This window comes from Frigidibacter sp. (assembly GCF_030695035.1).
Classification (GTDB): domain Bacteria; phylum Pseudomonadota; class Alphaproteobacteria; order Rhodobacterales; family Rhodobacteraceae; genus Frigidibacter.
In genome coordinates, this window is the sequence record NZ_JAUYTT010000008.1 from 952,267 (window position 1) to 973,275 (window position 21,009).

Sequence of the window (21,009 nt, forward strand, 5' to 3'; positions counted from 1 at the left end):
TTGAACCCCACCTATCCGCTCGCCGATCTCGGCTGGGCTGCCGATTTCCTGCGCCAGCTTGCCTTGGACGAGATCGGCACCACCACGCCGTGCCGCATCTCTGCCGTCCACCGAGACCGTCTCGAGGCCCTGTCCGAGACCGGCCCCCTGTCCCTGACCCTGCCCCCCGGACACTCCACCGCCGAGATCGCCGTCGGCGACTGGGTGCTGGCCGACAGGGGGCGCCTGCTGCGGGTGCTGGACCGCCGCACCAGCCTGGCCCGACGCGCCGCGGGCAGCGGGGCCGGGCGGCAACTGATCGCGGCGAATGTCGATACGCTGTTCGTCGTCACCTCCTGCAATGCCGATTTCAACCCGGCCCGGCTGGAACGCTACCTAGCGCTGGCGATCAGCGCCGGGGTCACGCCGGTGATCTTGCTGACCAAGGCTGATCTTGCCGATGACCCCGAGGTCTGGCGCGCGCGGGCCGAGGCGGTGAACCGCCGCGCCCCGGTGCTGGTGCTGGATGCGCTGGCGCCGGATGTGGGCGCGCGGCTCACCGATTGGTGCCGCCCCGGACAGACGGTGGCGCTGGCCGGCTCCTCGGGCGTGGGCAAGACCACGCTGGCCAATGCGCTGGTCGGCACCGCGCATGCCACCGCCGGCATCCGCGAGGATGATGCGAAGGGCCGGCACACCACCACCGCCCGGCACCTGCTGCCGATGACGGGCGGCGGCTGGCTGATCGACACGCCGGGAATGCGAGAGCTGCGCCTGACGGATGCCGAGGAGGGCGTCGCCGCGGTCTTTGATGATCTGGACACGCTCGCCCGCGCCTGCCGCTTTGGCGACTGCACCCATCAGGCCGAACCGGGCTGCGCGATCCGTGCCGCCGTGGAAGCGGGCGGGCTCGACCCGGGGCGCATGCTGCGATGGGAGAAACTGCGCCGCGAGGATCGCTACAACTCGGAAACGCTGGCCGAGGCGCATAGCCGCGACCGCGCCTTCGGCCGGATGACACGCCGGGTGATGCGCGACAAGACACGGTTGCGGGGGGACGATTGAGCGAAATGCCTTGGGCCTTCAGCCGGAGACAAAAATGCCCCGGCCGCATTACGCGGCCGGGGCGAGGGTCGTTTCCGGCGACAGGTCAGGCGGTGACGGCCGCCGGGGTTTTCTTCCGACGCGAGAACACGCGGTCGATCAGCACGAAGAACACCGGCACGAAGAACAGTGTCAGCGTGGTGCCGATGATCGTGCCGAACAGCGTGGCATAGCCGATGGCCTCACGCGCGCCCGAACCGGCCCCAGAGGACAGCACCAACGGCACCACCCCCAGCCCGAAGGCCATCGAGGTCATCAGGATCGGCCGGAAGCGCAGCCGTGTCGCGGCGCGTACCGCCTCAAGCGCGGTTTCCCCAAGACTCGACATCCGTTCGCGGGCGAACTCCACGATCATGATGCCGTTCTTGCCGGTCAGGCCGACGATGGTCAGCAGGCCCACCTGGAAGTAGACGCCGTTCGACTGTCCGCCGATCCAGGCCCCGACCAGGGCGCCAAGGATACCGACCGGCATTGCCAGCAGAACCGCCAGCGGGATCGTCCAGCTTTCATAGAGCGCGGCAAGGCACAGGAACACCACAGCAAGGGCCAGGCCATAGAGCGTCATCGCGCCGGCCCCGGCCTCTTTCTCTTCCAGCGACATGCCGGTCCATTGCAGGTTGAAGCCGGGCGGCAGCTGGGTCACCAGCTCTTCCATCGCAGCAATCGCCGCGCCCGAGGTATAGCCTTCGGCAGCCGTGCCTTCGAGCGCCATTGCCGGAAGGGCGTTGTAGCGTTTCACCTGCTGCGGGCCGTAGACCCATTCTTGCGTGGCGAAGGTCGAGAAGTCGACGAAATCGCCATTGCTGTTCTGGATCCGCCATTGCTGTAGATCCTCGGGGGTCGACCGCGCCGCGGGCTCGCCCTGCACATAGACGCGCTTCACCCGGCCCTCATAGAGGAAGTCGTTGACGTAGGAACTGGACCAGATGGTGTTCAGGAAGCTGCCGACATCCGCCGCCGTCACCCCGACCGCGCCGGCCTTGGCCCAGTCGATGTTCAGGCGGAACTGCGGTGCATCCTCGATCCCGCTGGGGCGCACGCCGCTGAGCACCGGGTTCTGCGCCGCCATGCCCAGAAGCATGTTGCGCGCCTCCAGCAGTTCCTCATGCGTCTTGCCACTGGTGGCGGTCAGGAAGGCGGTGAACCCGTTGGAGTTGCCCAGTTCCATCACCGCCGGCGGGGCGAAAGGCACAACCATCGCCTCGCGCATCCCGAAGAACAGCGGCCCGAAGGCGCGCCCCACCATCGCCTGCGCCGAGGCTTCGGGGGAGGTGCGCTCCTCCCAGTCCTTCAGCTGCACGAACAGCAGGCCGGTGTTCTGGCCCTGCCCGCCAAAGGAGAAGCCGCGGACCGAGAAGATCGCCTCGACATTTTCCGCCTCGGCCGTTTGCCAATAGCCCTCGACCTTCCGCAGTACGGTCTCTGTCGCCTCGGCGGTGGCGCCGGAAGGCAGTTGCACAATGGTGATCAGCGAGCCCTGATCCTCATCCGGCAGGAACGAGGTGGGCGTGCGTTGATACATCACGACCATGCCGCCGACGATCAGCGCATAGACCAGCAGCATCCGCAGCGGCCCCGCCGTCACCCGTGTCACCCCGGCCACATAGGCATTGGTCACGCGGCCGAAGTTGCGCTCGAACCAGCTGGAGAAGCCATTGCCGAGCCGGGCCAGAACCCCTTGCCGCCGCGCGCCGGGATGGGCGTGGGGTTTGAGAAGCGTGGCGCAGAGCGCCGGGGTGAAGATCAGCGCAACGACCACCGACAGGCCCATCGCCGAGACGATGGTGACGGCGAACTGCTTGTACATCTCGCCCGTGGCACCGCCGAAGAAGGCCATCGGCACGAACACCGCCGACACCACCATCGCGATGCCCACCAGCGCGCCCGAGATTTCGTCCATCGATTTCTCGGTGGCTTCCTTGGGACCCAGATGTTCATCATTCATGATGCGTTCGACGTTCTCGACTACCACGATGGCGTCATCGACCAGCAGGCCGATGGCCAGCACCATAGCCAGCATGGTCAGCGTGTTGATCGAATAGCCAAGCGCGGCCATGATGCCGAACGTTCCCAGCAGCACGACCGGCACCGCCAGCGTCGGGATCAGCGTGGCGCGGAAGTTGTGCAGGAAGATCAGCATCACCAGCACGACCAGCACGATGGCCTCGATCAGCGTATGGAGAACCGCCTCGATCGACAGCAGCACGAAGGGCGTGGTGTCATAGGGGATGACATAGCTGACGCCGGCGGGGAAATCCTTCTCCAGCTCGGTGATCTTGGCCTTCACCAGCTCTGCCGTATCCAGCGCATTGGCGCCCGAGGACAGCTGGATCGCCATCGCCGCCGCAGGCTTGCCGTTGTAGAAGCCCGCAAGCTCATAGTTCTCGGTGCCAAGTTCGGCGCGCGCAACGTCGCGCAGCAGCACCAGCCCGCCATCGGTATCGGCGCGCAGGACGATGCGCTCGAAATCCTCGGGCGTGCGCAGCAGCGATTGCGCGGTTATGGTGGCGTTAAGGGCCTGGCCTTCCGCAGCCGGCATGGCGCCGAAGGCCCCGGCCGAGATCTGCGCGTTCTGCGCGCTGATCGCGGCGGTGACAGCCGAGGGCGCGAGGTCATAGTATTTCAGCTTCAGCGGATCGAGCCAGATCCGCATCGCATATTCGGACCCGAAGACCTGCACCTTGCCCACGCCGGTCAGGCGGGACACGGGCTCGACGACGTTGGAGGCGAGATAGTCCGCAAGGTCGATATCGCTGCGCCCGCCGTCCTCGGACACGAGGCCCACGATCATCAGGAAGCCGGTGGCCGATTTCTCGACCGTGACGCCCTGGCGGGTGACGGTTTCGGGCAGACCTGCCTCTGCCTGGGCCAGCTTGTTCTGGACCTGAACCTGCGCCGTGTCGGGATCGGTGCCCAGAACGAAGGTCATGGTGATTTCGACCTGCCCGGTCGAGGTGGTCGAGGAGTTGATATAGCGCAGCCCGTCAAGGCCGGTCATTTCCTTTTCGATCAGCTGCACCACGGTATCGGCCGCGGTTTCAGCCGAGGCGCCGGGATAGTTGGCGCTGATCACGATCGAGGGGCCCGCGATCGAGGGGTATTGCGAGATCGGCAGCCGCATGACGGACAGCGTACCCACGGCCATCACGATGATGGCCAGCACCCATGCAAAGATGGGGCGGTTGATGAAGAAGCGCGCCATGGATCAGTGTCCCTCTGCCAGGGCGGCGGCAGGGGCTCCGCCAGCTGCGGGGGCACCCTCGGCCGGGGCAATCGCGACCGCGGCACCCGGAGCGGCCTTCTGGAAGCCCGAGGTGACGATCTGGTCGCCGTCCTTGAGGCCCGAGGTCACGACCCAGTCGCTGCCCGAGGCGCCCAGAACGGTGACCGGACGCACGGCGACCTTGCCATCCTCCACCACCCAGACATTGGCCCCGCCCCGCGCATCGCGCATCACCGCGCTCTGCGAGACGAGGATCGCATTCTTCTCGGTGGCCTGCGGCATCACCACCTCGACATAGAGGCCGGGCAGCAGCGCGAAATCTGGGTTGGCAAAGCTGATCCGCAGCGTGACCATGCCTGTGGTCGGCTCCACCTGCGGCTCTGCAGCGCGCAGCTGGCCCTTCTGGGCGAAGGTGCTGCCATCGGGGAGGATCAGCGTCGCCTCTGCCTCTTGCAGAATGTCGCGCATCTTGCCGGGCGTGGTCCAGCGCATCAGGTCGCTGACAGATTGCGTGACATCGACATAGACCGGGTCCAGCGTGCGGATCGTGGCAAGCGCCGCGGTCTGCTGCGCCCCGACCAGCGAGCCGGTATCGGTCTGCGACAGGCCGATGACGCCGGAAACGGGGGCACGCACCGTGGCGCGGTCAAGGTCGATCTCGGCACTGGTCAGCTGTGCCTCGGCCGCCTGCAGCGAGGCGGCGGCGGCATCGCGGGTGGCGACGGCCTTGTCGCGGCTTGCAGCCGATCCGGCATTGGTGGTCAGCAGCTCTTCCGCGCGGTTGGCATCCAGCACCGCAAGGTCGTAATTCGCCTGCGCCTGTGCGACCGAGGCCTTGGCGGCTGCAACCGTGGCCGCATAGACCGCATCCTCGATCTTGTAGAGCGGTTGACCCTCTTCGACCCAGCGGCCCTCCTCAAACAGCTCTTCGCTGATGATGCCCGACACCTGCGGGCGCACCTCGGCCACGGTCGAGGCCTTGATCCGGCCGGGCAGCCGGGTGGTCAGCGTGTATTCACCGACCACGGCCGGCGTGACGGTGACGCTTGGCGGCGGCGGCGCCTGCTGCGCGAGGGCGGCAGCGGGCAGGCTGGTTGCGGTCAGCAGGGCGGCAAGCGCTGCGCTCAATCTTCTGTTCCGGCTTGTGTGGGTCATCTTGAAAACCTTGGGGGGAGGAGGGGAGGTCGTGTCTTGAAAGGGAGGTTGCGGTAGTCCGGGGGCCCGGCGCTCAGCCCGGGGCGGTGCGCGGCTTTGGCGCGCCATGACGAAGCATAGCCACCTGTCGCACCATCAGCTTGGCGCCGAGGCTGGCAAGCGGGAAGCTTTTTCCGGAGCGCAGCCATTCGTGGAGCAGGCCGTGCATTGTGGCCAGCGTGATGACGCCGGCCTCTTCAGGCGAAAAATCCGGCGACAGGGCGCCGTTTGCCTGGGCCTGCCGGATCAATGAGGAAAGGGTGCGGAACAGATCGCCATTCACCCGTTGAACCCAGGCAGCGCCCTCTTCATCGGGGGAATGCGAATTCATGATCAGGAACATGCGTTGCTGGCGCTCATCCTGTTCAAAGGTCGCCAGCATCTCGATCCCGGCAGATTCCAGAAACCCCAGCGGATCCTCATGGCCCGTCTCGGCCGCGGTCTCGATCAGGGCAACCTGCACCGGCCGGCTACGATTGTGCAGTGCCTCCAGCAGGTCGCCCTTGTCCATGAAATGCCAATAGAGCGCGCCGCGGGTCACCCCGGCGCGGCGCGAAATCTTTTCCAGGGTCGAGGCGGCGACGCCCTGACTGCAGAACAACTCTTCGGCGGCATCAAGAATAGCCTGCCGAGTGTGTTCCGCGTCCTCCTTGCTTCTGCGCATACGAATCTCCCTGAAGTGTTGGCTCTCTTTACAAACATGCGTGCATGTATGTAAAGAGAGAATCATAACAGCCGGACGTTGACAGAAAGTTCGGCTCGGCGGGCAAGCCCAAGCACAAAGGAGAGCCGCATATGCTGCGGAGCACAGTGACACACCCGATCCAGGCCTCCGGCCCTGCCCCGCTTTCACGGCGGCATCTGCTCCTCTGGGGCGGCTCGGCGCTGGCATTGGCCGGTTGCACACAGGTCACCTATCAGGCCCCCGAAACGGATGCCGGGGCGGCCTTTGAACAGGGCTCGCCAGCGCGTCAAGGCGCGGCGGCGACACGCACATGGTGGCTGTCGTTCCGCGACCAGAACCTTGACCGGCTGATCGAGGCCGGGATGATGCGCAACCTCGATGTGCGCCAGGCGGTGGAAGCGATCGCCGAGGCGCGGGCCTCTGCCGCCGGTGTGGCCGCGAACGACCTGCCGCAAATCAGCGCGAATGGCGCTGCGCAACGCGGAAACGAGGGAACCGGCACCGCTGAAACCTCGACCGCGGGCGCCAACGTATCGTGGATGATCGACGTCTTTGGCGCCAATAGCAATTCGCGCCGCGCCGCCACGGCAGAGCTGGACGCGGCCTATGCCTCGGCCGATGTGGCGCGGCTGGTGATGCAAAGCGGGATCGCCAATGCCTATATCGACCTGCGCTATCAGCAGGCCAGCGTCGCCCTGACCCGCAAGTCGCTGGAAAGCCGGCGCAGCAGCCTTGAACTGACCAAGAGCCAGTTCGATGCTGGCGCGACCGACCGGCTTGCCGTCCTTCAGGCCGAGCAGCTTGTGGCCGAGGGCGAGGCGCAATTGCCGGCGTACGAGACCGGAGCGGATCAGGCGATGGCGCGGCTTGCCACGCTGACGGCGCAGCGCATCGCCACCCTGCGCCCCGCCTTGCAGCGCAGCGCCGGCCAGCCCCGCCCCCGCTTCAACGCCAGTGTCGGCCTGCCGGCCGAGGTGATCCGCGCCCGACCCGACCTGAGGGTGGCCGAGCGGACCTATGCCTCGGCGGTGTTCAACATCGGGGTCGCCAAGGCGGCCTTCTATCCGTCGCTGTCGCTGTCGGGGAACATCCAGCCCACCAATATTGAGGGCGGCAATATCACCACCTGGGCGCTTGGGCCCTCGCTCAACCTGCCGATCTTCACCGGCGGCGCCAATAAAGCGAACCTTACCCGCGCCGAAAGCCGCGCCGTGCAAGCGCGCCTGGCCTGGGAGAGCGCGGTGCTGAACGCCATCGAAGAGGTGGAAAGCAGCCTTGCCGCCTATCGCCGCGACGCGCGCAACGTGGCTGCGCAGCAGAAGCTGGTCGAGACATCGCTCGAGGCGCTGGACCTGACGCGCACGAACTTCAGTGTCGGCGCGGGTGCGTTCAACGATGTGCTGGATTCCGAGCGCAGCTATCTGCAGGCCCAGCAATCGCTCGCCGCGGCCCTGCAGCAGCAGGCCGCGAACTTCATCAGCCTCAGCGTGGCCGCGGCCGGCGGGGCGCAGTGAACAGGGGCCGGGGGCGCGGATTGCAGCGCCCCCGCCCGCCTGTGCCGGTTGCGCCTCTGGTCAACGGCCAGGGTGCGGCCGACGCGTGATCCGGCGCGCTGGCGTGAGGATGGCCAGCGGACTCCCCTCCCCGCGGCAACCGCCTGATCGCGCCGGGGCCAAGCCTGCACATCGGGTGGCGCTTGTTTACCGCCCTTGAAGGCGGTGGCTGTGCCTTGCCTGCCATGTTACAGAAAGGTATCAGAACAAAACAGGAACATGAGTTGTGATTCCGTGTGCCATGACCCGGTCATATATGCGAGCGACCCCAGCATTGCCGTCTTCTCGCACCGGGTCAGATCGGGGCGGGGAAAAGCGGGACGTGGCTGTGTTGTCCGAGATTTTCGCGGAGACCGGGGCCGAGGCGGCGGCGGCCGGATTCGTTCTGGCGCAGCTTGGCCCGGGGCCCGGCCCGGTTCTGTGGCTTCAGGACCGGATGGCCCTGCGCGAGAGCGGGCGGCCCTCTTTGCCCGGGTTGGGGCTCCGCCGGCCGTTGTTGCTGATGCAGCTGTCCCGGCCCCTGGACGTATTGGCCGCGGCCGAAGAGGGGTTGCGCTGCAAGGCGCTGGCCGCAGTGGTGGCCGAACTGCGTGGCAACCCGCCGGCGCTGACCTTCACCGCCCTGAAACGACTTGCGCTGCGGGCCGAGGCGGCCGGCGTGCCCTGCTGGCTGATCCGGCAGGGCGCGGCTGCCGATCTGAGCGCGGCGCGCGACCGCTGGCGCATTGCCACGCGCCCTTCGGCCGCCCATCCCGACGACCCGCGCGCCCCGGGCGATCCGCGCTGGCAGGTCGAGTTGTTCCGCTCGCGCGACAAGCGGCCCGGCATATGGGTGGCGCATCATGAGCGCGGGGCAGACGGGGCGGCGGATCGTGTCGATCTGGTTGCCGCACTTCCCGATGGAGCGGTGGCGGCAGCAGGCCGCCCACCTGGGAAATCCGCTATCCGATGACCTACCGCTGGCGCTGGTCGTCGAGGGGCCGCACGGGCCGGTGATCCATGCCGCAAGCCGCGCTGCGCATCTGGCCGGGGTGACGGCGGGCGCAAGGCTGACCGATATGCGCGCGCTCTGCCCGGCGCTGCGGGTGGACTATGCCGACCCCGGGGCGGACCGCGCCGCGCTGGACCGGCTGGCGCTGTGGGCGCGGCGCTGGTGCCCCTGGACCGTGGCCGATCCCTGGGCGGCAGAGGGCGCGGGGCATGGGCTGATCCTTGACACCACCGGGTCCGATCATCTTTGGGGCGGCGAGGGCCCGATGCTGGACGGGATCGAGGCCAGCCTGTCCACGCTGGGGTTTTCCGCGCGGCTGGCGCTGGCGCCCAGCTGGGGCGCGGCCTGGGCGCTGGCGCGGTTCGGGCCGGTGCGGGCGATCTGGCGCAGGGCCGGCGATCTGGACCCGCTGCCGGTGGCGGCCCTGCGGCTGGATGCGGACACGGTGCTGCTTTTGAACCGGCTGGGGCTGCGCACGATCGGGCTGCTCTCCGCGCTGCCCCGGCTGTCGCTGGCGCGCCGGTTCTTGCGGGCAGAGGCGGCGCAGAACCCGCTGATCCGGCTGGACCAGCTGACGGGCCATCTGGCCGAACCGATCTCTCCCCCCGGCCTGGCAGAGCTGTTCCGCGCCGATGCCCGCCTGGCCGAGCCGATCTTCGACCCCGCCCATCAGCTGCCGGGCCTTTGCGCCACTCTGTGCGAGCAGCTGGCCCGGGCCCATCGCGGCGCGCGCCGGCTGCGGCTGACCGTCTATCGCACCGATGGCGAGACCAGCCGGATCGAGGCTGCCTGCGCCCTGCCCGCCCGGGATCCCGCCCATCTGGCCTTCCTGTTCCGCGACCGGCTGGACCGGATCGACCCCGGCTTTGGCTTCGACCTCATCTCGCTCGAGGCGCCGCAGACCGAACCGCTTGGCACCAGGCAGACCGATCTTGCCGGCGGCACCGATGCCCCGCTGGAGCTGTCGCATCTGGTGGACCGGCTGACCGCCCGCTTTGGCCGCGCCGCACTGGCGCAGCTGCAGCCCGTGGCCAGCCATATCCCCGAACGCGCCGAACGGCGCGCGGATCCGGCGGCGGCGCCTGTGCTGCAACTGGCCGTCACAGCCCGCCCGCAGCGTCTGCTGGACCCGGCCGAAGAGGTGACGGTGCTCTATGCCGTGCCCGAAGGCCCGCCCGGCCAGTTCCGCTGGCGCCGCCGCATCTACCGTGTCGCCCGCTATCAGGGGCCCGAACGCATCGCCCCCGAATGGTGGCAGGACCGCCCCGGCACCCGGCTGCGCGATTATTTCAAGGTCGAGGACGCGCTTGGCCACCGCTTCTGGCTGTACCGTGAGGGGCTGCAGGGCGATGGCCGCGGCGGCGCGCCGCGCTGGTTCGTGCACGGGATCTTCACCTGATGCCCGACAGCGACAATCACCGCATCCGCAAGACGCTGACCGGAGAGTTTCCGCACAACCCGCGCGCGGAGTATGTCGAGCTGGGGGTGACCACGGCCTATTCCTTCTTGCGCGGCGCCTCCGATGCCAGCGAGCTTGTGGCCGCAGCCCATGCGCTTGGCCATGATGCGCTTGGCGTGGCCGATCTCAACACGATGGCCGGGGTGGTGCGGATCCATGCCGAGGCGCGCAAGGCCGGCTTGCGCCCCGTCATCGGCTGCCGCCTGCGGCTGGTGACGGGCGAGGAGTTTCTGGCCTATCCGCGGGATCGCGCCGCCTATGGCCGGCTCTGCACGCTGCTGACCCGGGGCAAGCGGCAGGACGGCGAGGGCCGCTGGCAGGCCAAGGGCGTCTGCGATATCACGCTTGCCGATCTGGCCGACCATGCCGAGGGGGTGCAACTGATCGCCTTGCCCGATGCCAGGTTGCTGCGCCGCCTGCCCGATCTGCTGCGCCACCTGCCCGGCCTGCGCCATATCGCCGTCAGCCACCTTTATCGCGGGGATGACCGGGCGCGGATCACCCGGCTGGACCGTCTGGCACGGGCGCATGGGATCGGCATCCTTGCCACGAACGATGTCCATTACCACGCCGCCGAACGCCGCCCGCTGCAAGATGTGATGACCTGCATCCGCGAAAAGACCACGATCCACCGGGCGGGATTCTTGCTCGATGCCAATGCCGAACGGCATCTGAAATCGCCCGCCGAGATGATCCGCCTGTTCGCCGACTGGCCCCATGCCATCCGCGCCACCCGTGCCGTGGCCGATGCCTGCACCTTCAGCCTGGACGAACTGGCCTATCACTATCCACAAGAAACCGTGCCCGAGGGCGAAACCCCGCAAAGCCAGCTGGACAAGCTGACATGGGCGGGGGCAGCACAGTGCTATCCGGGAGGCATTCCGCAAAAGGTACGCGGCCTGCTGGTCAAGGAACTGGAGGTCATCGGGCTGAAGAAGATCCCGCAGTATTTCCTGACCGTCCACGAAATCGTCCTCTGGGCACGCGAGAGGGGCATCCTGTGCCAAGGCCGCGGCTCCGCCGCCAATTCGGCAGTGTGCTACGCGCTTGGCATCACCTCGGTCGATCCGGCCGAACAGGAGCTGCTGTTCGAGCGGTTCATCAGCATGGACCGGGACGAGCCGCCAGATATCGACGTGGATTTCGAACATGAACGCCGCGAGGAGGTGATCCAGCACATCTATGCCAAATACGGCCGCCACCGCGCCGGGCTTTGCGCCACCGTCATCCACTATCGCCCGCGGTCAGCCATCCGCGAGGTGGGCAAGGTCATGGGCCTGTCCGAGGATGTGACGGCAGCGCTGGCCAAGACCGTCTGGGGCAGCTGGGGCACCAGCATGGGCGAGGCCAATTCGGCCGAGGCCGGGGTGGACCTGACCGATCCGCTGTTGTTGCGCACGATCCGGCTGGCCGAGCAGATGATCGGGATGCCGCGCCACCTGTCGCAGCATGTCGGCGGCTTCATCCTGACCGAGGGGCCGCTGCACGAAACCGTGCCCATCGGCAATGCCGCAATGCCGGACCGCAGCTTCATCGAATGGGACAAGGACGACATTGACGAACTGGGAATCCTGAAGGTCGATGTCCTCGCTTTGGGAATGCTGACCTGCATCCGCAAATGCTTTGGCCTGCTGCAAGGCCATTACGGGGTGGAGTACGACCTTGCCTCGGTGCCGCCGGATGACACGGCCACCTATGACATGCTGTGCCGGGGCGACAGCGTCGGGGTCTTCCAGGTGGAAAGCCGGGCACAGATGAACATGCTGCCCCGGCTGAAGCCGCGCCGGTTCTACGATCTGGTGATCGAGGTCGCCATCGTCCGCCCCGGCCCGATCCAGGGTGACATGGTGCATCCCTATCTGCGGCGGCGGGGCGGGACAGAGCCGGTGCTCTACCCCTCGCCCGGCCCCGAACATCCGCAGGACGAGCTGAAGACCATCCTGGGGCGCACCCTCGGCGTGCCGATCTTTCAGGAACAGGCGATGAAGATCGCCATGGAGGCCGCCCGCTTCTCCTCGGCCGAGGCCAATGAGCTGCGCCGCGCGATGGCCACCTTCCGCTCGCGCGGCACGATCGGCCGGCTTGAGGATCTGATGGTCGGCCGGATGGTCACGCGCGGTTATGATCCCGAATTTGCCCGGCGCTGCTTCAACCAGATCAAGGGCTTTGGCGATTACGGATTTCCCGAAAGCCATGCCGTCAGCTTCGCGCTGCTGGTCTATGTCTCGTCCTGGCTGAAATGCCACTATCCGGCGGCCTTTGCCTGCGGCCTGCTGAACTCTCAGCCGATGGGCTTTTACGCCCCCGCCCAGATCGTGCGGGACGCCCGCGAGCACGGGGTCGAGGTCCGCGAGGCGGATGTGAATTTCAGCGACTGGGACAGCACGCTGGAACCTGCCGGGGCCGGCTTTGCCCTGCGGCTGGGGCTGCGGCAGGTGGATGGCCTGGCGCGCGAGGCGGCCGAACGGCTGATGCGGGCGCGGGACGAGCCCTTTGCGGGCCTGCCCGATCTTGCCGCCCGTGCCGGGCTGAACGGCCGGGCGATCCGCGCGCTGGCCGCGGCCGATGCCTTCCGCTCTGCCGGGCTGGACCGGCGCGCGGCGCTGTGGGAGGCGAAGGCGCTGAAGGACGCGCCCGACCTGCCGCTGTTCCGCACCGGGCAGGACGAGGGCGCGGAACCCGTTGCCCGGCTGCCGCAAATGCCGCTTTGCGAGCAGGTGGTGGCCGATTACCAGACCCTGCGCCTGTCGCTGAAGGCGCATCCCATGTCTTTCCTGCGGACCAGCATGGCCCGGCAGGGCTTCGTGCGCGCCGCCGACCTGTCGCGGCTCGGCAATGGCCGGCGCCTGAAACTGGCCGGGCTGGTGCTGGTGCGCCAGCGCCCGGGCAGTGCCAAGGGCGTGTGCTTCATCACGCTGGAGGATGAAAGCGGCGTGGCGAACCTTGTCGTCTGGCCCAAGGTGATGGCCAGCTTCCGCAAGGCGATCATGACCGCCCGGCTACTGCAGGTGACGGGCCGCCTGCAACAAGATCCGGCCTCGGGCGTGACCCATGTCGTCGCCGAAAGTCTTGAGGATCGCAGCGACATCCTTCTGCGGCTGTCCGACCGCAGCCTTGCGCCCCCGCTTGCCCGCGCCGATGAGGTCAAGAAGCCGATCCCTGCCCCGACCCTCGGCCATCCTCGCAACGCCAGGATCATCCCCGGATCACGGGATTTCCACTGAGACGTTTGCCAAGAATACCCGCGGCCCGCCGCAGCGCGGGCGACGTTGCGCCAGCGCGACGACGAAGGCCGTTTGTGCGGTGCGGCCGCGGGCATGGCCCGGTTCGGGCAAGCGCCTCCCTCGCCCTGCGGCTCGCACCTCCGGGAACCGTCAAACGCGTAGGGATACGGCTGGCGTTCAGGTCCGTCGGGCGCCCGCCTGGCCGAAAGAAGCCCATAGCGTTACCGCTCCATCGCGCCCTTGCCGGCCATGATCTTGGGTCTTGCCCGCACGATCCGGGCAACCCGCGTGGCAGAGGTCTTGGCCGAGGACAGGTGGATCACATAGCTGGTCTGCCGCCCGGGGGTGAGGGCGTGGAAGGCCTCGGCAAGGTCCGGGTCGGCGTCCATCGCTTCAATCAGCTCATCTGGCAACTCGCGGACGGTGTCGTCCTTCGGGGGCCTCAGCCCCGCCTCGGCATAGCTCTTCGCCTCGGCCAGGTAAGCGCCGATCACCCACGCCCTGCCCGCCACCTGGTCATTGCCCGTAAAGCGGATCATGTCCGCGTGCCGGGTGTTCGGCCCTTGCTTTTCCAGCACCCCCTCCGGATCCTTCATCAGCGCGGCATTGAAGAAACTCAGGCGGAAGTCGCCGCGGAAGGCCCCGATGATGGCGATGTTGCGCCCGGCATGGGTGTAGCAGGGATGGCCCCATTTCACCGTCTCGGTCAGCACGGCCGCAAGACACAGGCCCCGTAGCGCCGTCAGCCCGCGCTGCCAGGCGAGCACCGAGCAATCGGGCGTGGCGAAACGCTCACAGCGGCCGCAGCCTTTGGTGAAATAGTCCTCGATCTCGGAGATCATCGGCCTCGGGTCTCCCGGTCACACCCGCAGCCTACCGCCGATCCGCCCGTCCGCCAACCTCAGCCCGCATCCCGCACCAGCCGGAAGCCAAGATAGTCCGGCGGCACGCCCGCGGCGCAGCCGCCCGAGCGGGCGTCGCGGATGAAGTCGATCACGAAGGCGCGGTGCTTGCCCTGCACCGCCCGCACGCCGCAATAGTCGCTGCGGGTGGCGATGGCGGTGCCGTCCGGTGTCAGGGTGCCGTTCTGGAAGCAGGTTTCGGTCCATTCCCAGACATTTCCGGCGATGTCGGCCACCCCCAGCCCGTTCTCCCCGAAATGCCCCTGCGGGTGCGGCTGCATGTCGGCCTCGCCGCGCAGCTCCACCTCGCGCAGATAGCTGGCGATCCAGCGGCGCGAGGGGTCGGCGCCGTTCATGTCCTCGGCGAATCCATCGTCAAAGCCCCGCTCGCCCGCCGCGCGCAGCCATTCGGCATCGGTGGGCAGGCGCCAAGTCTCGCCGGTTTGGGCCGAGAGCCAGGCGGCATAGGCGGTCGCGTCGGCATGGTTGATGTTGGTCTGCGGCATCCCCGCCTGCCCGGTGGCCGGCAGCTGCGGACAGTCGCGGTCGGCCACACAGCGGGCGTAGTCGGCCTCACTCACATGGAATTTCATCACGTCCAGCGCGGCGGCCGCCCGCTGCTCCATCGGCGCATCGACTATGCGGGTGCCTTGGCGGAACTCGCCGGCAGGGCGATACTCCTGCGGACCGGCGGCAATGCGGATGGTTGCGGGCGCGGCGAGAGTCGCCTCGGGCTCGGGACGCAAGGCCGCTACCCCCGCAATCACGGCAAGGGCGAACAGCAGGGCAAGCGCGGCGGGGGTGGTCATGGCAGGCTCCTGAAAACGGTGAGGGCGGCCCCGGAACCCCGGAGCCGCCCCGTCAACGCGAGGTCACGGCAGGGCGGTGCGCCCCTCGTGCAGCACGTCATATTCGACCGGGGCTACCACCTGTTCCATCAGGTCGTTGTTCCAGTCGCCGCCGACGATCACATGGGCCGTGGCACCAAGGTTCACCGCCTCGATCAGGTTGTGGTTCACGTAGGCATAGACCCCCGGCTGCAAGAAGGTGTAGAGCGCCGCCCCGGCCGAGCCGCCTCGGATGAACCATGTTTCCAGATCGCGGTCCGGCGCGTTGTTGAACTTGCCGCTTTCCCAGACCAGATCGCCATGCCCGCCGATCAGGTGCGGGCGGCTGTCGCGGTTCGCCTGGCTGTGCACGAACAGCACTGTCTCGCCCTGCTCGGCGACCAGCGCGCCGGTGCCGGTCAGTGCGCCGACCCGGCCATTGAACACCACATGCGAGGGGATCAGCCCGTTCATCACCTCCAGCATGTCGGAATAGCCCTCGCCGGCATCGGCAAAGCGCATGTATTCGCCGTCGTCGCCGCGCGGGATGTAGAAGTCGTTCTCGCCGATATGGTAGATCCGGTCATAGGAGACCGGCTTGCCCAGATGGTCCTTCAGCCCGTCCCGCGGCAGCACCATGATCGCGCCCGACATGCCGGACACGACGTGCCACGGAATCATCGGGCCCCCGGGGGCGCAGTGATAGACGAACACCCCCGGCCGCGTGGCCTTGAAGCGCAGCACCGCCTTTTCGCCGGGGTTGACCAGCGTCAGCGACCCACCGCCAAGCGCGCCGGTGGCGGCATGGAAGTCGATATTGTGCTGCATCATGTTCTCGGGCGGGTTGAACAGCGTCAGTTCAACATAGTCGCCCTCATGCACCACCATCATCGGGCCGGGGACCGAACCGTTGAACGTCATCGCCTGGATCCAGGCATTCTCGTCGACCTGCAGCTCCTGCTCGATGATCTTCATCTCGAACTCGACGATCTGCGGCCCGACCGTCGCCACCTGCTCATGCTCATGCACGAAGGGCGGGGCGACCAGTTTCACCTTGCGGCGTGTCATGGAAGACAGATCGACCGGGGCAGCGGCAGAGGTGTCCATCACCTCTTCGGCGGCCGCAGATGTCTTGAGGACATAGGGCGAGGCGGCAACCAGTGCGGCCCCCATGAGTGCAGCGCGTCTGGTCAGCATCTGATATTCCTTTCGAGAATGAACCATTTCCCGAAATCTAGGCCGCAGCCCGGTCGCCTTCGTTGTGATGCAGCAACGTTCGGCGCGGTTCCTTGGGGCAATCGGGCCGCCGTCCCGGGCCGGTGGGTACGGGCCGGGTGGCGGTTGCCCCAAGGCGGGTCAGTCGAAGGGGCTTGGGCTGGGAAAGCGGCCGATGGGCAGGATGTCGGATACAAGCCCTGCCCCCTCAACCCATGTGTGCAGCGTCACGGCGCCGGGCTCCAAGATCAGCGAGTGAATCGCATCTGCGCGCAGGTCGCGGTGGACGGCATGGGCGGTTGACGGCGCGATCTGGCAGGTGACCTTGCCGATCTGCCCGGTCATGGCCCGGTGAACATGGCCGGACATCATGCGAACCGGGCCGGGATGCGCCTGCAGCCGATCCATCAGCGCCGCCCCGTTGCGCAGGTTGTCAGCATCCATTGCGGGGATGCCGGACTGCATCCACGGGTGATGCGTCACCACCACCACCGGGCGATCCCCGAAGGACCGCAGGCTGCGGTCGAGGAAGGTGAAGCCTTCGTCCGCCAGCCAGCCATGATGGGCACCGTCCAAAAGCGTGTCGAGCCCGATCACAGCGAAGGGGCCAAAGTCGCGCAGCCAGTGGATCGGGCCAGCCTCGGGCATCCAGTCCGCACCGGCAAAGGCCGCACGCATGGCGGTGTGGCTGTCATGGTTGCCGGGGATTGCCAGCCAAGGCAGGTCAAGGCCCGCCATGATCTCGGCAAACAGGGCGTATTCCTCGGACCTGCCGTCGTCGGTCAGATCGCCGGTGACGATGGCGCAGTCGACCGGGCCAAGCGCCGGCAGCCGCGCGTTGATCGAGGCGACGGCGGCGCGCAGCGCGGTGACGGTGTCGGACTGGCCGCAGACAAGCTGGCCTTCGGGCACGATATGGGGATCGCTGATCTGGATGAAGGCGGGCATTCAGGCGGCGGCTTTCTCTGGGGTCAGGGTCAGAATGGATTGCGGCGCGATGGCAAGGCGCACCGTCTCGCCGGGCTTCGGGGCGGATTGGCCCTGATGCAGGCAGAACAGGGTCTGATCCGTCGCGCCGCTTAGGGCGATGCGGTAATGGGTGCCAAGGAAGGTGACGGCGGTGACGCGGGCGGTCAGCGGGCCGTCCTGGGCGAGCCGCACATCCTCGGCCCGCACGAAGGCGGCCATGCCGTCAGACGGGGCAGCCAGCGCCAGAGTGCCGCCCGGCAGGTGCAGCTGATCGCCCTCGATCCGGCCGCCAAGGGGCATCGAGTTACCAACAAAGCGCGCGACGAAGGCGTTTTGCGGTGCCCGGTACAGCGCCTCGGGCGTGCCGATCTGGGCAACGCGGCCCTGGCTCATCACCGCAACCCTGTCGGCAATCGCCATCGCCTCGTCCTGATCATGGGTCACGAAGATCGCGGTGATCCCAAACTGGCGCAGCAGCGCCGCCAGCTCATCGCGCAACTGCCCGCGCAGGGCAGCATCGAGTGCCGACAGCGGCTCATCCAGCAACAGCAGGCGCGGGCGCGGCGCGAAGGCACGGGCCAGCGCCACCCGCTGCCGCTGCCCGCCCGACAGCGCGCCGATCGCCCGCCCGGCATAGGGCTCCAGCCGGCACAGCGCGATCACCTCATCGACCCGTGCGTCGATCTGCGCGCGTGGCAGGCCCTGCATCTTCAGCCCGTAGCCGATATTGCCGCGCACCGACATGTTGGGGAAGAGGGCGTAGGACTGGAACACCATCCCCACCTTCCGCCGCTCTACCGGCTGGTGGGTCATGTCATCGTCCTTGAATCGGATCTCGGCCCCGGCATCGGCCGTCTCCAACCCCGCGATAATGCGCAAAAGCGTGGTCTTGCCGCAGCCCGAGGGGCCAAGCAGCGACACGATCTCGCCCTCGGCGATATCGAGGTCGGTCGGCAGCAGCGCGCGGGTGCCGCCGGGATAGGTCTTGGCGATGTTGCGAAGGGTCAGGGTCATTGGGCGATCCTCATTTGGTAATCTGCTGCGCGCGGGCGCTGGCCCATTGCATGGCAAGCAGCAGCGGCACGATCATCACGAAGAAGATCAGCGTATAGGCCGAGGCGATTTCGAGCCGCATCGAGGCGTAGCTGTCGGCCAGCCCCACGGGCAGGGTTTTCAGGAAGGGTGTGTGCAGCATCCAGGTCAGGTTGAACTCGCCGATGGAGAGGGTGACGACAGTCAGCGCCCCCGCCAGAATGCCCGGCAGCGCATTCGGCACCACCACATCGAAGAACCGCCGCGCCGGGCCGGCGCCAAGGGTGGCTGCGCCCTCTTCCAGCGTCTTGAGGTCGATGGCGGCCAGAACCGATTGGACGGAGCGCACCATGAAGGGCAGCGTGTAGAGGACATGGCCGACGAGGATGAAGGTCCAGCTCATCCGGAAGCCCTTGTAGCTGCCGTAGAGCTGCAGCAGCGCCAGCGCCAGCGCGAGGCCGGGAATGGCCAGCGGCAGGGAAATGAACTCCTCCACCGCGCGCGACAGCCGGCCCGGGTTGCGGGCAAGCGCATAGGCCGCGGGCACGCCGATCACCAGAGTCACGCACAGGCAGGCCAGCGCGATGCCAAGCGACAGGAAGATGGACGAGGCGTAAAGCTCCCACACCACGCCAATCCAGTCCAGCGTCAGGCCAGAGCTGATGCCCTGGAAGTAGTTCACCGTCACGCCCGCCAGAACCGACTGGATCGTCGGCACGAGCAGGAAGGCGGCCGCCAGCAGCGTCACCGCCAGTTGCAGGGCTTTTCCCATCCGCATGGCCTCAGCCCCCCGCCGCGATAGTGGAGCCCGAGAAGCTGCGGGCCAGGAACAGCATTCCCCAAGTGACGATGCCCAGCAGGACGGACAGGGCGGCGGCCATGGCGATGTTCGCCGACAGCGTGAACTCGGTGTAGATCACCATCGGCAACACATCGATATTGGTGGCCAGCGTGAAGGCGGTGCCAAAGGCCCCCATCGCGGTGGCAAAGGCAATCGCGCCGGCGGCGACCAGCGCGGGCGCCAGCGCCGGGATCAGCACATCGCGCAGCACCCGGTGCGGCGGCGCGCCCAGCGTGCGGGCCGCCTCCTCCAACGCAGGATCGATCTTTTCGGCAGCCGCCATTACCGTCAGCAGCACGCGGGGGATCGAGAAATAGAGATAGCCGAGGAACAGCCCGAAGATCGAATAGGCAAAGACCACATGGCCGGGGAAGATGGTGTTGAACAGCCCCTGCCGTCCGCCCAGCAAGATGATCATGAAGCCCACGACGACGCCCGGAAAGGCCAGCGGCAGCGTCAGGATCGACAGCAGCACCGCCCGCCCGCGAAAGCGGTTGCGGGTCAGGAACAGCCCGGCGGTGGTGGACACGACAAGCGCGGCGATGGTGACGCAGACCGACACCAGAACCGTCTGCACCAGCGTCGTCAGGTAGCGGGGCGTGTGCAGGATCTGCCAGTAGATGCCCCAGCCGGCCTCGCCCTCGCCCGAGGCAAGGACCAGCCGCACCAGCGGCAGCGCCAGGAAGGTCAGCGCGAAGATTGCGAGAGGCACGAGGCACAGGGCAACGAACTGCCGGGAAGACATGGGGAATTCCTTGGAATGGGTTGGGCAGGGCGCGACCGCCCTGCCCTTTTGCTGGTTACTTCACTTCGGACAGGTAGCGCTCGCCGAAGGCAGCCTGCGCCGCGGCCATCGCCGCATAGTCCACGGCCACGGCCCGCTCATAGTCGCTGTCGGGCAGGAAGCGGCCGGCCACGTCAGCGGGCAGTTCCACCGGACGGGCCGGCTTGAGGTAGGCATTGGTCCAGATCGCCTGACCTTCGTCCGAGAGGATGAAGTCCAACGCCTTCTTGCCGGCCTCGGCATGGGGGGCATCGGCCAAGAGGCTCATGACATAGGGCACGCGGATGGTGCCTTCGCAGGGCAGCACGAATTCGTAATTGCCGCCCTCGTTGTATTTGGCGCGATAGGCGTTGAAGTCATAGTCGAACAGGATCGGGATCTCACCCGAGACGACGCGGGCATAGGAGGTCTGCTTGGGCACCAGCGGGCTATTGGCGGCCAGATCGTTGAAATACTTGATCGCCGGGTCGAAGTTGGTCAGATCGCCGCCGAACGCCTGGTTCACGGCAACCGCGCCGGCATAGCCCACGAAGGCCGAAGCCGGGTCGAGATAGCCGACCATCGCCTTGTATTCGGGCTTGGTCAGGTCGGCCCAGCATTGCGGCACCGGCGCGCCGGCCAGCGCATCGACGTTCACGAACATGCCAAGCGTGCCGTAATGCACGGCAAACCAGTTGCCCTCGGGGTCTTTCAGCCCGTCCGGGATCTCGTCAAACCCTGCGGGCTTGTAGGGCTGAACGACGCCCTCCTTGATCGCCTGAATGCCGGTGGTCACGCCGTAATAGGCGACATCGGCCACGGGCGAGGCCTTTTCGGCGATCATCTGGCTGAGCGTCTGGCCGGAGTTCTTGTTGTCATGCGGCATGGTGATGCCGGCCTGTTCGTCCAGCGCCTTCAGCATCGAGGCCCAGTCCGCCCATTCCGGCGGGCAGTTGTAGCAGACGGCGTCTTCGGCAAAGGCAACCTTGGTAAAGGCGGGCGCGGCGATGGCCGTTGCGAAGATAACGGCAAGAACGGTATGTTTCAT

General features: G+C 67.4%; 16 protein-coding genes. 5 read left to right on the top strand and 11 right to left on the bottom strand.

The window, feature by feature from the left end:
* Entirely contained in the window at window positions 1-1,044 is a 1,044-nt protein-coding gene (rsgA, locus tag Q8S30_RS08735) for a ribosome small subunit-dependent GTPase A (protein ID WP_305665623.1), read from the top strand.
* Between the two features lie 85 nt (window positions 1,045-1,129).
* On the opposite strand, the gene Q8S30_RS08740 is transcribed toward rsgA, so the two are convergent.
* The 3 genes from Q8S30_RS08740 to Q8S30_RS08750 all read right to left on the bottom strand — a co-directional run bounded on the left by Q8S30_RS08740 (window position 1,130) and on the right by Q8S30_RS08750 (window position 6,164).
* Window positions 1,130-4,285: an efflux RND transporter permease subunit gene (locus tag Q8S30_RS08740; protein ID WP_305665624.1), complete on the bottom strand. Its 3,156-nt coding sequence runs from the start codon at window positions 4,283-4,285 to the stop codon at window positions 1,130-1,132.
* 3 nt (window positions 4,286-4,288) lie between these two features.
* A complete protein-coding gene (locus tag Q8S30_RS08745; RefSeq protein WP_305665625.1) occupies window positions 4,289-5,434 on the bottom strand; it encodes an efflux RND transporter periplasmic adaptor subunit in 1,146 nt (381 codons plus the stop codon).
* Between the two features lie 100 nt (window positions 5,435-5,534).
* Window positions 5,535-6,164: a TetR family transcriptional regulator gene (locus tag Q8S30_RS08750; RefSeq protein ID WP_305665626.1), complete on the bottom strand. Its 630-nt coding sequence runs from the start codon at window positions 6,162-6,164 to the stop codon at window positions 5,535-5,537.
* A gap of 131 nt (window positions 6,165-6,295) precedes the next feature.
* Here Q8S30_RS08750 and Q8S30_RS08755 point away from each other — a divergent pair, with 131 nt between their 5' ends.
* The 4 genes from Q8S30_RS08755 to Q8S30_RS08770 all read left to right on the top strand — a co-directional run bounded on the left by Q8S30_RS08755 (window position 6,296) and on the right by Q8S30_RS08770 (window position 13,412).
* Window positions 6,296-7,699: an efflux transporter outer membrane subunit gene (locus tag Q8S30_RS08755; protein WP_305665627.1), complete on the top strand. Its 1,404-nt coding sequence runs from the start codon at window positions 6,296-6,298 to the stop codon at window positions 7,697-7,699.
* Between the two features lie 361 nt (window positions 7,700-8,060).
* Window positions 8,061-8,690: a hypothetical protein gene (locus Q8S30_RS08760; RefSeq protein ID WP_305665628.1), complete on the top strand. Its 630-nt coding sequence runs from the start codon at window positions 8,061-8,063 to the stop codon at window positions 8,688-8,690.
* The gene (locus Q8S30_RS08765) at window positions 8,581-10,128 is read left to right on the top strand and encodes a DNA polymerase Y family protein (protein ID WP_305665629.1); all 1,548 of its coding nucleotides are present in this window, start codon (window positions 8,581-8,583) and stop codon (window positions 10,126-10,128) included. The genes Q8S30_RS08760 and Q8S30_RS08765 overlap by 110 nt, the downstream gene beginning before the upstream one ends.
* Window positions 10,128-13,412 carry an error-prone DNA polymerase gene (locus tag Q8S30_RS08770; RefSeq protein WP_305665630.1) on the top strand — a complete coding sequence of 1,095 codons (3,285 nt, stop codon included), beginning with the start codon at window positions 10,128-10,130 and terminating at the stop codon, window positions 13,410-13,412. The genes Q8S30_RS08765 and Q8S30_RS08770 overlap by 1 nt, the downstream gene beginning before the upstream one ends.
* A 221-nt stretch (window positions 13,413-13,633) precedes the next feature.
* On the opposite strand, the gene Q8S30_RS08775 is transcribed toward Q8S30_RS08770, so the two are convergent.
* The 8 genes from Q8S30_RS08775 to Q8S30_RS08810 all read right to left on the bottom strand — a co-directional run bounded on the left by Q8S30_RS08775 (window position 13,634) and on the right by Q8S30_RS08810 (window position 21,009).
* Window positions 13,634-14,254 (bottom strand): YdeI family protein, encoded by a 621-nt coding sequence (locus Q8S30_RS08775; protein ID WP_305665631.1) that lies wholly within the window; start codon window positions 14,252-14,254, stop codon window positions 13,634-13,636.
* A 59-nt stretch (window positions 14,255-14,313) separates the two neighbouring features.
* A complete protein-coding gene (locus Q8S30_RS08780; protein ID WP_305665632.1) occupies window positions 14,314-15,123 on the bottom strand; it encodes an SUMF1/EgtB/PvdO family nonheme iron enzyme in 810 nt (269 codons plus the stop codon).
* Window positions 15,124-15,186: 63 nt separating this feature from the next.
* Window positions 15,187-16,338 carry a copper-containing nitrite reductase gene (gene nirK / locus Q8S30_RS08785; protein ID WP_305665633.1) on the bottom strand — a complete coding sequence of 384 codons (1,152 nt, stop codon included), beginning with the start codon at window positions 16,336-16,338 and terminating at the stop codon, window positions 15,187-15,189.
* 159 nt (window positions 16,339-16,497) lie between these two features.
* The gene (locus Q8S30_RS08790; protein ID WP_305665634.1) at window positions 16,498-17,304 is read right to left on the bottom strand and encodes a phosphodiesterase; all 807 of its coding nucleotides are present in this window, start codon (window positions 17,302-17,304) and stop codon (window positions 16,498-16,500) included.
* A complete protein-coding gene (locus Q8S30_RS08795; RefSeq protein WP_305665635.1) occupies window positions 17,305-18,339 on the bottom strand; it encodes an ABC transporter ATP-binding protein in 1,035 nt (344 codons plus the stop codon).
* Between the two features lie 10 nt (window positions 18,340-18,349).
* On the bottom strand, window positions 18,350-19,135 hold the full coding sequence (locus Q8S30_RS08800) for an ABC transporter permease (protein WP_305665636.1): 786 nt from the start codon (window positions 19,133-19,135) through the stop codon (window positions 18,350-18,352).
* 4 nt (window positions 19,136-19,139) lie between these two features.
* A complete protein-coding gene (locus tag Q8S30_RS08805) occupies window positions 19,140-19,943 on the bottom strand; it encodes an ABC transporter permease (protein WP_305665637.1) in 804 nt (267 codons plus the stop codon).
* A 55-nt stretch (window positions 19,944-19,998) separates the two neighbouring features.
* On the bottom strand, window positions 19,999-21,009 hold the full coding sequence (locus tag Q8S30_RS08810; RefSeq protein WP_305665638.1) for an ABC transporter substrate-binding protein: 1,011 nt from the start codon (window positions 21,007-21,009) through the stop codon (window positions 19,999-20,001).